This window comes from Streptomyces sp. NPDC002784 (assembly GCF_053592135.1).
This window is the reverse complement of record NZ_JBSFVD010000056.1, coordinates 1-13,059: the sequence shown is the minus strand read 5'-3', so window position 1 is coordinate 13,059 and position 13,059 is coordinate 1. Positions and strand designations below refer to the sequence as shown.

Annotated in this window: 7 protein-coding genes; 2 read left to right on the top strand and 5 right to left on the bottom strand. The window is 66.4% G+C overall.

Annotation, left to right across the window (positions count from 1 at the left end; genetic code table 11):
• Positions 1–42: 42 nt before the first annotated feature.
• From ACWD1Z_RS35370 to ACWD1Z_RS35355, 4 genes are all read right to left on the bottom strand, one after another.
• Positions 43–348: a hypothetical protein gene (locus tag ACWD1Z_RS35370; RefSeq protein WP_451124685.1), complete on the bottom strand. Its 306-nt coding sequence runs from the start codon at positions 346–348 to the stop codon at positions 43–45.
• A gap of 157 nt (positions 349–505) precedes the next feature.
• Positions 506–1,090 (bottom strand): methyltransferase family protein, encoded by a 585-nt coding sequence (locus ACWD1Z_RS35365; RefSeq protein WP_389421572.1) that lies wholly within the window; start codon positions 1,088–1,090, stop codon positions 506–508.
• Positions 1,091–1,851: 761 nt separating this feature from the next.
• Positions 1,852–2,211 carry a DUF6114 domain-containing protein gene (locus tag ACWD1Z_RS35360; RefSeq protein WP_389421573.1) on the bottom strand — a complete coding sequence of 120 codons (360 nt, stop codon included), beginning with the start codon at positions 2,209–2,211 and terminating at the stop codon, positions 1,852–1,854.
• Positions 2,202–2,867, bottom strand: a complete 666-nt coding sequence (locus ACWD1Z_RS35355) for a DUF6230 family protein (RefSeq protein ID WP_451124682.1) — start codon at positions 2,865–2,867, stop codon at positions 2,202–2,204. Before ACWD1Z_RS35355 ends, ACWD1Z_RS35360 begins: the two co-directional genes overlap by 10 nt.
• 514 nt (positions 2,868–3,381) lie before the next feature.
• Here ACWD1Z_RS35355 and ACWD1Z_RS35350 point away from each other — a divergent pair.
• Positions 3,382–4,731 (top strand): wax ester/triacylglycerol synthase domain-containing protein, encoded by a 1,350-nt coding sequence (locus ACWD1Z_RS35350; protein ID WP_389421575.1) that lies wholly within the window; start codon positions 3,382–3,384, stop codon positions 4,729–4,731.
• Between the two features lie 374 nt (positions 4,732–5,105).
• Positions 5,106–12,698 carry an SDR family NAD(P)-dependent oxidoreductase gene (locus ACWD1Z_RS35345; RefSeq protein ID WP_451124680.1) on the top strand — a complete coding sequence of 2,531 codons (7,593 nt, stop codon included), beginning with the start codon at positions 5,106–5,108 and terminating at the stop codon, positions 12,696–12,698.
• Between the two features lie 66 nt (positions 12,699–12,764).
• On the opposite strand, the gene ACWD1Z_RS35340 is transcribed toward ACWD1Z_RS35345, so the two are convergent.
• Positions 12,765–13,059 (bottom strand): hypothetical protein (locus ACWD1Z_RS35340; protein ID WP_451124678.1); only part of this gene is annotated, 295 nt, incomplete at its 5' end.

Here is a 13,059-nt window from a genome sequence, read left to right as displayed (position 1 = left end):
AACTCCGGCGGGTAGTTCTTCATGACCACGAGATGTCCGTTCTCAGATCCTCAGGATCCAGTGTCTCGTGTGTTCAACATCAGGGGTCAACGCCCATCCTGGACGGACAAAGACCCACCCCCCGACCTCCAGGCCCTGATCGACGCGGTCACCACCGGACACGGTATTGATCTCTACCTCCGGATTTAACGAACTACCGCTACTGAGGTTGAACTCGTGATGTCGCTGGGTTGGAATCACTGCGTGCGGCCTCGGCCGGATCGCGCCCGGACGAACCGGGACCTCGTCGCCGTGCCCGGTGATCCCCTGCGCGACATCGACCCCATGGGCCAAGTCGACTTCGTCCATGCAGGACGGCACTGTCCGACGGTATCCCGGGCGGGCCGAGGCAACGTAGGAACCGGTCGATGACGGCCGAAGGCGTGAGTGCCCGTTCCGCCGGTGCGGTACCCGGTGCGGTCCTCATCGCCCGAGGCGAGCCGCGCCGCCACGCGTTTACGGTGGTTCACCAGATACCAGGGATCAAGCGCGACGTGTGCGCGGCGTAATGGCGGTAGTCGGATCCCAGGTGTCGACAGAGAACCTCGTCCTCCACGCGAATGCGGTACAGGGCTCCAGTGAATACGGCACCGACCACGACGATCCAGGCTGCGAGGTGATTGAAGATCAGGGCCATCGCCATGACGGTCATGAGTCCACCGGCGTATGAGGGGTGCCGGATATACCGGTAGGGGCCACTGCGGACGACGTCGTGGTCTCGCTGCACGGTGACCTTGGCGCGGAAGAAGTCTCCCAGCGTGTGCACCGACCACTGCCGCAGGGCGAGTCCGGTCCACGCCAGCGGCATCGCCGCAATCATCAAGGTACTCCAGTCGTCTGCGATCTGCAGAGATGGGAAGAACCACATCAATCCGAAAGCACCCATTTGTGCGGCCCCGTACGAGATGACGAGTGCAAAAAAGGACCGGCTTTCCTTGATGACGACTCGGTCGCTGGTAGCGCGTTGCCTGATCACCCATTTCGCCTCACTCCAGAACCACAGCACGGCGGTGAGACCGACAAGGGAACGGGCAATGTCTTCGCGAGTCATAAGGTTCTCACTTCTCTTCGCTCGGGCCGCTGCGACCTCGCGGCATGTGATGGGGAAGGCGCTACGGAGGTCAAGGGTTCAGCTGTATGGGGCCGAAAACGGCCGGGTCATCAGGGCAGGCAGCTGAGCGCGGACCGCTGGGAAGGATGGCCGTGTGCCGAGTAGTGACAAGGCCGGCGCGGGCCCGGAGGCCGGTGGCATGAACGTCTGTGAGTTGAAGGTAGGGGATGGGCACGGGTGGCACCAGAGCTGTGGACGTGGCCACTTTCATGAGGCCGAACACGCGACCGCTGAGTGAAGCCGCGTGAAAGTGCACCTGGCCAGAGAGGGTGATCCGACGAGCGGTGGTGCACGAGCCGGGCTGTCCAGCGGCACGCGGGTAATGGATGTGCACGCCGTTCAAAACTACTTTTAGGGCCCGGCAATCTCCGTCGCCCAATAGCAGAAGCCCGCACTTCAGCCCAGTAACGGTGACGTCCTCGGCCTGGAGTGCCACGCTGCCGGGAGACGTGATCTCGGGCACGGTGCCACTCAGGCACTTGGTGATGGCTTGGACGGTGTCCGTTAACTCGGCCCCTGCGGGTCGGGCTCGTGGAAAGATTTCCGACGCGCAGGACGTCGATGAGCCGGGGACGGAAAGGGATGCCGGTGTGGGATGCGGCGAAGGGGTTGCACCGGCGTGGTCCGGAGAAAGTGCGAATGTGCATAGGAGAGGGAGGAGAAGTACAGAAAACGCTGCGCGGCGGGGCGACCACATCCGCTCAGTCACGAGCGGGCACCGACACGGCCTTCTCGTCGACCGGCTGCCAAGCGAGAGCCAGCGCCCCTCCGAGCAGCGCGAGCAGCATGCCGAACAAGAAGCCGCCCAGATTGGCCAGCGGATAGGACAAGAGGCCGAGGAAGATTGCCGCCGTGCCGTTCAGGGCGGCGTTTGCTGGGCGCATCCACAACAGAACGGAGCATCCGAGAAGAGCGGCCGCTACAAGGACCGCGCTAGCTCCGCTGAATCCCTGCATGCCCAGAAGGCTGGGGCGCGCGAGGGGGAACGAGCCGATTTCGACACCGGCGAGAGCGATGACGAGACAGGCGGCCCACGGACGTGGGTGAGCAGTCAGGAGCACGTCTGCTCACCCCGCTGCACAGACATGTCGGACCCGGTCAGCGAGAACATTCCCGCGGTCAGGGACCAGGCTTGCAAGCGAGCATTCTCGACCGTGAGCGAGCGGGCTTGTTGTCCGTAGGTTCCCGGTGTGCCGACAATTCCGGAGCTGTCCAAGGTGGCGGCATCGCGGCCCATCTCCACGGAATGGAATGTCATGTCTCCGGTGAGGCGGGTGATGTCCAGTGCTACGTTCCGGGCAGTCACAGGTGCGTCCCCGTTTGAGCGGATGATGAGAGTCACTGCGCCCAAGGGGGTGCGGGCTACCGCGGATTGGCACAGTCCTTCGATACTTGCGCTACGGATCCCGACCACTGTCACAGGATGGCTGGAGCCCTTCGCGTCCTCGCGGAAGGAAGCGAACTGGGTGGCTCCGGTGGCCTCTAGGTGTTCGGCGGTGACAGTGAACGGATTCCCTGCGACGGCGAAGGAGACCGGAATTTCGGCTGCTGTGGTTGTGGCGACGGTCCCGGTGGCCAGGAGCGTGGCGGCCAGAGAGGCAAGTCCGAACCGCCGCCAGTTTGTGCGGCCTCCCCGTCGCCTGGCTCGCCCGCCAGGCCGTTCCGGCCCTGCAGCGAGGTTTGTCAGCCTCAAGGTGTCACGTCCCTTTTTGCCCATGGGCAGTCGTCCATGCATTCTGGCTTGCCCATCCCAACGCCGGTCAGCACAACGCGGTCACCGGTGTTCACACGATTGGCTGTCCAGGCAGCCAGGCGCGGACAGCCGGAGCCTCGCTCATGCGACGCCAGCCGTCGGCAGCGCTGTGCTTCGTCGTGGTGACGGAGACATACGTTTCCTGGTATGTCGTGGCTCCGCTCGGTCGATGGAGCGGCCGGTATCGTTCGGCGCGGCCAGGGGCAGCCCGATGGCACCATCGCGCGCCGCCGAGAGGGCCGCCGGCCGCTGCGCCGCCCGCAATGTTCGTTGCCCACGGGGGCTCGGGCGGGCGGTCTGGGTGCAACTGCCATCCGGCAGGCACGAGGTGGCCGACGGGCGGTTTCGTTGCTGCTATACCCGTCAGGTCGGAGCATAGGCTCCGGTCGTCGGATCGCCTCGCGCCGATCGGCGCACGCTTACTAAGGGCGCTGTGAGCCGCGCTGAAGGGCCCGGTTCCCTGAGGGTATGGATTGTGATGTCTCATCCCACTGAAAAACGCAACGCGGCATGCTCGCAACGTCTGGGCGACGACGGCGTGCCACGGTCGCCCGCCGCCCAGGATGTGCCGAGGTCGCCATCCGACCTTCGGGCCGCTGACAAGGTCAGTCAGGTATTCCATCGTCTGGGCGGACCGGATGAGTTGACCATCGGCTGGACCGCGCGTTTCGCCGGTCGCCCGCCCACGGTGGAAGCCTTGCGTTCTTACGTTCAGTCGCGGCTGAGCTCGCTGCCCGGGCTCACACACCGCCTCACTCCGAACTCGAAAGCGCCCTGCTGGGAACCACTTTCCCATGTTGACATGCGTCGGCATGTACGTGTTCTGGACGTGGTGGGTGAGGCTGACTGGGAAAGCGCCTTCCGGCGCGTACAACTCATTCCTCTGCCGTCTGAGTGCCACCCCCGCTGGGATCTTTGGCTGATTCATGACGCCGCAACCACTGGGCAGTTCGTGTTGCTGTTCCGTATCCACCATGCGGTGTCGGACGGCGTCGGCCTCAGCTATGTAGCTAAAATCCTCTGCTCCTTGCCACAGCCGCCGTATCCGGAAAAGCAGGCAACGGTGGGAGCAGGCGATGACCGCATGTCCGCCAAGGCCGTGTTCGGGATCGTCCGAGAGGTTACGGCAGGTATGTGGCCTTGCCGCGTCCCGCCCATGTTCCGTAACGCAACAACACGGAAGCGTTCATATGCCGTAGGCGCCGTACCGACAGAACGGTTGCGAGAGATCGGAAGGCGGTTGGACGCTGGAATCGATGAGGTCTTTCTCGCAGCCGTGGCGGGAGCGATGCGCGCTGTCGCATTGGCGGAAGGGCGAAGGCCACGACCAGTGAGGATTTTGTGGCCTCTTTCCACCCGACGCATCTCAGAGCAGGGACTACCGGGCAACTTCGTCACCATGGCGCGTATTCTCTTGCCGTGTGACGATCCGGATCCGTTGCGCCGCCACCAGCTCATCGGTCGGCAGTTGACTGCGCAAAGCTCGGAGAGGCGTATTCAGAGCTCTCGCTGGCTTCTGCGTTTGACGCCCGCCCCGTTGACTCGGCTGGTGCTTCGCCGGCTCTTCGAAGGCCGCCGATTTCCGCTAGCTGTCACCTACTTTCCCCTGGCCCTTCGGCGGCCTGCGATTGACGGAGCCGTTATGACCGGTGTCGTCGGCTGGGGCGCTCCGGCGCCCGGCCAGCTGTGTCATCTCACGCTTCTCCGGTATCAGGCGACATGTGAGCTCTCCGTCGTGTACGACGACGCCATGCCCTGCGGAGCGGGCATTCCCCGGATGTGGAAGGACGCCCTTGACGAACTCCACGCACTCGCATGCGCACCATGACGTGAGGCGTGGCGGAGCGCGAGCTCCTTTCCGAAGCCGACGCGAAGTTCGTGCGGCTGGCAGGCCGGCCAGCTCCGCTCCAAAGGGGCCAGTCGGTGCCCACAACCTTTCGCAGCGCGAGCCATGAGCTAGGCATCCGCGGCGGAGCCATCCTCCACACAGGTGATGTTCGGGGCGGGAAGAGCTGGTCGGCCGTGACTGTCACAGCCGCTGTTGGTGCTGGTCAGTAGCTCTGCCGAGCACTTCAGGGAGCCACATGTGCGTCGAAGGGCTGCGGTTCCACGGGCGTGTCGGGGACGTGCCCCGTGGCAGCATCGCCGCTGCTCTTGCCCGACGGTTCTGCAACCGCAGACCTGTAGTTGGAGGCCATCCCAGTGAACACCCGCCTCGGCCCGGTACGGGCTCAGCAGATCGCCATCGTCGGTGTCGCCTGCCGGCTCCCCGGCGGCATCGTCGATCTTCACGGGCTGTGGCGGGCCCTGCGGCAGGAACGGAACCTGATTAGTGAAGCGCCTGCGGACCGATTCGACCGCGACCGCTTCATCGATGTCCACATGCCACGGCCGGGTAAGAGCTACACCGCGGCGGGCGGGTTCCTGGACGATGTGGCGTCCTTCGACGCCGACTATTTCGGCATCGCGCCGAAAGAGGCGGCTCGGATGGATCCGCAACACCGGATGCTGCTGGAACTGGCGGTAGAGGCCCTGGACGACGCGGGGCTTCCCGCTCGGTCGCTGGCCGGTTCGGACACCGCGGTATATGTCGGCGTCTCCGATGCCTCCTACGCCGCGCTGCAGATGATGCAACACCGATCGGTCAACGCCTACACCATGGCCGGCGGCGCATCCAGCTTGGCGGCGAACCGCCTCTCGCACTTTCTGGACCTGCGTGGGCCCAGCATGGCGATCGACACGGCCTGCTCCTCCTCGCTGGTCGCCCTGGACCGCGCTTGCCGTACGTTGCACGAGGGCACGAGCCGCACGGTACTCGCCGCGGGCGTCAACGTACTGCTCAGCCCTTACCACTATGTGGGCTTCTCCCAAGCATCCATGCTGTCGCGGCAGGGGCGGTGCGCGGCGTTCTCGGCGAACGCGGACGGATTCGTACGAGCCGAGGGCGGCGGGCTGGTAGTGCTCAAGCTGCTGGAAGACGCGTTGGCCGACGGTGACCGGGTCCACGGGGTGATCGTCGGCAGCGGATCCAACAACGATGGCCGCACCCCTGGCGTGTCCCTGCCCAATCCCGATGCCCAGGAGGATCTGCTGCGACAGGTCTACGCCCAAGCCGCGGTGGAGCCGCAGGAGTTGGTGTATCTCGAGGCCCACGGCACAGGCACGCCGGTGGGGGACCCGGCTGAGTGCAGGGCGATCGGGCGGGCTCTAGGGGCCCGGCGCAGCACGGTGTTGCCCATCGGCTCGGTGAAGTCCAACCTCGGTCACCTGGAGCCGGCCTCCGGGATGGCCGGGCTCTTCAAGGCGCTGCTCGTGCTGCGGCACGGGATCATTCCCGCCACGTTGCACTCCCTGCCGGCCAATCCGGATATCGACTTCGCCGGGCTCAACGTGGCTCCGGTCGCGCAGGCCACGCCACTGGAGCCGGTCGACCGGCCCATGGTGGGCGTGAACTCGTTCGGGTTCGGCGGCTCCAATGCTCATGTCATCGTGGCAGCCGCTCCCGTGTCGCCGCCCCGAGACTCTCAGCCGGCTGACGCTGAGGCCGCGCTGCGGCCGGTCACCGTGTCGGCGAGCTCGTCGCAGGCTCTGCGGGAGGCGGCCATGCGTATGTGCGCGCGTCTGAAGGAAGCCGACCCCGGACACTTCTACGACGTGGCCTACAGCGCGAGCAGACGCCGAGGGCTGCACCGGCACCGGGCGGTCGTTCTGGCGCGGACGGCCCAAGAGGCAACGCGGAGCATGGAGCAACTCCTCGCGCCGCAGGAAGAATCGAAGGGGGAGCCCTCCCAGTCGTCGTCCCCTGCCGTAGACGCGACCTCCGGAGCGGTGAGTGAGGCGGTCGCACGCGGGCGAGTGGCGTTCGTGTTCTCCGGCAACGGTTCGCAATGGGCCGGCATGGGAGCCGACCTCCTCGCAGAGGATGCCGCCTTCCGTGCCGCGGTGTATGAGGTGGACGCTGCCTTGCGTCCCTGTCTGGGCTGGTCCGTGGCGGATCGGCTCGGTACGGTTACCGCCGAGGACATGACGGCCACCGAAGTGGCCCAGCCGCTGCTGTTCGTCGTGCAGATCGGTGTGGCAGCCGTGCTGCGCGCGCGGGGTATCGCCCCGGCCGCGGTGCTCGGACACAGCGTGGGCGAAGTGGCCGCGGCATACGTCTCGGGGGCATTGAGCCTGGAGCAGGCGGCCCGAGTGATCGCGGAGCGCAGTCGGGCTCAGGCATTGACGGCCGGCAGCGGGCGGATGGCGGCTCTCCATCTGCCCCCGGACCAGGCCATGGAACTCCTCTCCGGATACGCCGGGTTGGAACTGGCAGCGGTCAACTCAGAGCACGATGTGACGGTGGCCGGCCCGGAGAGCCAAGTGCTTCGCCTCGCGGCGGACATGGCTCGCGGCGACACTGCCTGTACCGTTCTGGAGCTGGACTACGCCTTCCACAGCGCCGCCATGAACCCGCTGCGTGAGCCCCTGCGCGCAGCACTAGACGGACTCATCCCCTCCTCCACGCACATCCCGCTCTTCTCCACCGTTACGGGCAAGCGGGCCGAGGGCTCCGAGCTGGACGCCACCTATTGGTGGCACAACGTGCGTGCCACCGTCCAGTTCGCGCCCGCGCTCGAAGCGGCCCTCACCCACGGCGCGGATGTGCTGGTGGAGATCGGCCCACATCCGGTGCTTCGCTCCTACCTGCGGCGAGGCGGCGCGTGGGAGCGCACTGCGGTGGCGGTGGTTCCTACACTTCGTCGCGGGGCCTGCGGGAGGACGGCACTGCTGCACACAGAGGCAGCGGTGATGGCGGCCGGGGCCGACCTCGACTGGACCAGGCACTTCCCGCGGCCGGGGCGGATGGTCGATCTGCCGGCATATCCCTGGCAGCGCAAACGCCACTGGCAAGGATCAGCTGAGGACTGGGTGCGCACCAGTGGCACCGGCATCCTCGATCATCCACTGCTGGGGGAGCGGATGCCCGGCCCACACCCCTCGTGGCACGGGGCGATCGAGCCGGCCCTGGTTCCGTGGCTGGTCGACCACAAGATCGTCGGATCGGTCGTCATGCCCGCCACCGGGTACGTGGAGATGGCCTTGGCCGCTGGACAGCGCGCCCTGGGCGTACCGGTGGAAGTGGACCACATGCAGATCACCGCTCCCTTGGCGGTGCCGTGGGCAGACGCCTCCAGCGTCCACACGCAGGTGGCACTCAATCCTGATGATGGACTCCTCACCATCGCCAGCACCGATCAACACAGCCGCCAGGGACGCCCGCATGTGCGTGCCCGCGTGCGCGCTCGCCTGGGCTCCGCCCCCCAGCCCGTCGATGTGGCCAGCCTGCGCCAGCGCTGCCCACAGCACGTGTCAGCTGCCGAACACTACGTGTGGACGGAACGGCAGGGGCTCGGGTACGGGCCGGCCTTCCAGGTGCTGACCCAGTTGTGGGTGGGCGAGGGAGAAGTGCTGGCCGGCTATGAGCACCATTCGGACGAAACGCAGTTCATCGCGCATCCCGCGCTGCTGGACGGTGCCCTGCAAGCCGGCGTTCCGCTGCTGATGGGGGATGTCCTGGAAGGGAAAATCGGTTACCTGCCTTCCGCCGTGGGGGCGGTACGGGCCTGGCAGTCGCCTTCCGGCCGAGGGTTCATCCATGTGCGCGAGCGTTCGCGCTCGCATGGGGAGATGTGCTGGGACGTCACCGTCATGGACGAGGACGGTACGGTCACGATCGAGCTCGAGCGCTGCAGGCAGCGACGTTTCACCCACCCCGAACACGTTCCCGTGGTGCTTTATCACACGCAGATGCGTGCCGCACCACTGCCAAAGACCGTGGCCCCGGCACGTCGCCTGCCTTCCGCGACCGAAATCGCCACAGCCTGTCGGCCACGGATCAGCGAGCGGTACCGTGCCGTAGCCGATTTGCGCCTCGGCGCCCCCTCCGGTGTGGCGAAGCGAATTTACACGCAGCGGCTCGCCGAAGTGACGGCGGCAATGCTGCCGGACCCTGCCGAGCCTTTCACCATCGAACATCTGATCGGTGCAGGTCTGCAGAGGTCACATGTCGCCGAGTACGAGCATGCGTTCACCACGGACGAGTGGCGCGAGGTCGCTGAGCCGGCCGGGGCCGGAACATGGCGGCTGACCACGGGTCCTTGGCGGGAGCGCGCCCTGTTTGGCGAACTGGTACGTGACCACCCTGCGTTCAGTGCCGAAATCCTGCTGCAGGCACGTAACCACGTCCACGGCGCGAGCATCCGGCGCGGCCACACCGGCGCTTTGGACATGCTGACGGGAGGCGGAGCGGCGACCGCTTTGGAGAACTTTTACGACATCGCACCTGCCTGTCGTGCTTACAACCGGATCGCTCAGGCCCTCGTACACGAGTTGGTGCGGCAGTGGCCCACCGACCGTCCCCTGCGGATTGTAGAAGTCGGTGCCGGAACCGGGGGCATGACCAGTGCACTGCTGCCTCTACTCCCAGCCGACCGCACCACTTACCTGTTCACAGACGCCTCCGCACACTTCCTCCCGCGCGCCCAGCAGCGTTTCGCCCGTTACGACTTCGTGCAGTACGGGACGTACGACCTGGACGAGGAGGCGGCCGGCCAAGGGCTGGCCGAAGGCACGTTCGACCTGGTGGTGGCCGCGAACGTGTTGCACGCCAGCAAGGACGTCACCGCCGCGGTACGCGGCATCGCCGCACTCCTGTCCCCCGGCGGGCACTTGCTCGCCTTCGAAGCACATTCGACCGGGATGCTGGTTCCGTACTTCGGCCTTCTCGACAGTTTCTGGCATCGCCGGACCGACCATTCGCTGCGAGCGGTGTCCCCCCTGCTGCCCAGTCACGCATGGCGCGAGCTCCTTGAACAGTGCGGCTTCACCGACATCCTGCAGAGCTCGGAAGCGGCTCAAGGCCGAGATGACGACTTCTCCGTCATCATGGCGACCACCACGGACAAGCCGCGTCCCCATCCTGCGGCGCCGACAGGGCAGCGACGCCAAGCGCCGTGCACCGTGGTCCTGGCCACGGAAACGCCGGACGAGGAGCCGCTGGCTGCCGCCGTGCAAGCGGAGCTGGCGGACAGCGGAAACTACCGGGTCCAGTGCATGCGCGCCAGTGAGGAAGCTGCCGACTGGGAGCGCGGCCACAACACTTCAGCGGGGGAGGTACACCTGGTCCTGCTGCTGGCAGACTTGGCTTCCGACTCCGAGGCCCTTGTGGCCGGCACAGCACGGAGAGCCGCGCTCCTGCGGGCCATGGCGCATGCCTGCCGGCAGATGGCCTCGACAACCAGCAGCTGGCTGTGGCTGGTCACACGACCCAGCGGCGCCCTGCCGGCGCCCGAACCACCTTCCACCGTGGTCGACGCGGCCGTCTGGGGCGCCGCACGCACTCTGGCCAACGAGTTTCCGGACGTCCGGGTGCGCCGCATCAGTCTGGAACGCACGACTGAGCAGGACAGTGACGCCCGTCGGCTGACCGATGAGCTGCGCGCGTGCACGGAGGAGGATGAGGTGGCCCTCACGTCGGGTGGCCGGTTCGTACCCCGTGTCCTTCCGCTGCCGACCACCTCCCCCCACCCCCCGAAGAGCTATGCCCTCAGCGTGCGCAAGCCAGGGCTGAGCTACGAACTTGCCTGGCAGGCGACAACTCCTGCGGCAGCGGGACCGGAAGAGGTGACGGTGAGCGTCCGCGCCGCCGCGCTGAACTACCGGGACATCATGACGGTGACCGGGCTGCTGCCTCCCGAGGCCCAGGAACGCACCCTTTCCACCGTGCCCGGCCTGGAATGTGCTGGTGTGGTCACCGCTGTGGGGGAGCGCGTGAGCGGGCTGCGCGTGGGTGACCGGGTCTATGGAATGGCCGCCGGCTCGCTCGCGTCGCACACCACCACTCCGGCACATGCACTGCGCCGGATGCCGCAGGGCATGACCTTCGAGGCTGCTGCCACGCTCCCCGTGGCCTTCTCCACTGTTCACTACAGCCTGGAGCACCTGGCGCGACTGCGTGCGGGAGAGACGGTTTTGGTGCACGGCGGAGCGGGCGGCGTTGGGCTCGCGGTGCTGCAGTTCGCCGCGCAACGTGGTGCCCGCGTCATTGCGACTGCTGGCAGCGAATCCAAGCGTGACTTGCTGCGTGTCCTCGGTGTTCAGCACGTCCTCGACTCGCGCAATCTCGACTTTGCCCACCAGATCACCCACCTCACGAACGGCCGCGGCGTCGATGTCGTGGTCAACTCCCTGGCTGGAGAGGCGCTCAGCCGCAGTCTGGAACTGCTGGCTCCTGGCGGGCGGTTCATCGAACTGGGAAAGCGCGACATCCTGGAGAACAATCCGCTCTCCCTCCGGCCGTTCAACGACAACCTGGCGTTCTTCGGTGTCGACCTCACCACCTTGACCCAGCAGCCAGAGGTAGGGCGCCTGCTCACGCAGCAGGTGGACGAGCATGTGCAGACCGGCAACTACTGCCCCCTGCTGCACAGCGTCTACCCGGCCGCACGGGTGGACGATGCGTTCGAGCTGATGCAGCATTCGCGACACATCGGGAAGGTCGTCGTCGCGTTCGACCCCCTGGACGAACCGCCCGCGGTGGAACCTGTCCCTCAACAGCTGCAGCTGGATCCAGAGGGCACCTACCTTGTCACCGGTGGTCTGAGTGGCTTCGGCGCGGCAACCGCCCGATGGCTGGCCGACCGCGGCGCCCGTCACCTGGCTCTTGTCAGCAGGCGTGGTCGTCAGGCACCCGAGGCGCCCGCGCTGCTGGACGAACTGGCCGACCGCGGGGTGCAGGCACGCGCGTATGCCTGTGACGTCACCGACGAAGGTGCTGTGCGCGACCTTATCGACAGCATCGACGCGGGTGAGCATCGGCTGCGGGGTGTGGTGCACTGTGCCATGCACCTCGATGACGCGTCACTGGACGAGCTGAGCGATGCTCGTTTTGCGGCGGTGCTCGCTCCCAAGGCCCGGGGGGCCGACATTTTGGACCGGCTGACCCGCACCAGAGATCTCGATCTGTTCTTGATGATCTCGTCTGCGGCCGCCGGTATCGGCAATATCCACCAAGCTCCGTATGCTGCAGGGAACCTCTATCTCGAAGCCCTGGTCCGCCAGCGACGCCAAGCCGGACTGCCCGCCCAGGCCATCGCCTGGGGAGCGCTCGGTGAGACCGGATACGTCGTCCGCAATAACCTCACTCCCCATCTCGCTGTGCTGGGCATGGAACTACTCGGGCTGAAGGACGCCTTCGCTGCCGCCGACGACGTGCTCACCCGCGGCTTTCCTGTGACCGGCATCGGCCGTGAGAACTGGAGCCGACTACGGAGCCTGTTGCCCAGTCTCACCGCTCCCCGGCACAGCCTGATCATTCCGTCCAACGAGGAGATGGGCGGTCAATCCCAGCAAGATTTCCTCACCTCCCTGGCCGCGATGTCCCCCGAGGAATCCCGGGCTGCTCTGCAGAAAGCCATCTCCCACAACATCGCCAAGGCCATGCAGATGGAACCGGATGCACTAGACCCTCACCGTCGGCTCGACGAGTACGGCCTCGACTCCCTCATGGCCACCGAGCTCCTGGTCTTGGTGCGTCAGCAGTTCAGTATCGACATCCCTCCGATGGAATTCCTGCGTAACGGCACCACCCTCCACGACCTCAGCGCCCTGCTGCATCTGCGGCTCGGGCTCAGCGCTCCGACCACACCACCCCCCTCCCCCGTCGCCGATAGCCTGCAGACGCGGGTCCCGTCACAATCGACCGCAGACAAGTCCCAGCAGACCCTGTCCACTGACATGCCGAAGCGGCCGTGACTGGGCTTCCGGCGCGCTGGCCGCCCACTTCGCGTCTGAGTGCCGGTGGCCGCTTCTCAGTGGACGTTAAGTCCGTTTCTGGTAGCGACCTCGTCCGGGTTGGGTGAGGAAGCCTTGTCGGACGAGGCGTCCCAGGCGGCTGCGGGTGACGTTGACGGTCGCGTCGTCGGTGGGCATGCCGAGGAGTTCGTGCAGTTCGCGGGCTCGGAATGCCCGGCCGGGGTGCTGGTTGAAGGCGTTCACGATGGCCTGGTAGGCGGTGTTCGTCTCGGGCGGATCGGGCTCGGTCCCGGGTGGGATGCGTTCGGCGATGATCTTCCGGGTGGTGGCCAGGTCTGCGCGTCGTGCTTCGGTCTCGGCC

Coding starts and splice junctions, on each gene's coding strand:
- ACWD1Z_RS35350 (WP_389421575.1), top strand. CDS start 3,382: ATGTCTCATCCCACTGAAAAACGCAACGCGGCATGCTCGCAACGTCTG.
- ACWD1Z_RS35355 (WP_451124682.1), bottom strand. CDS start 2,867: ATGGGCAAAAAGGGACGTGACACCTTGAGGCTGACAAACCTCGCTGCA.
- ACWD1Z_RS35370 (WP_451124685.1), bottom strand. CDS start 348: ATGGACGAAGTCGACTTGGCCCATGGGGTCGATGTCGCGCAGGGGATC.
- ACWD1Z_RS35365 (WP_389421572.1), bottom strand. CDS start 1,090: ATGACTCGCGAAGACATTGCCCGTTCCCTTGTCGGTCTCACCGCCGTG.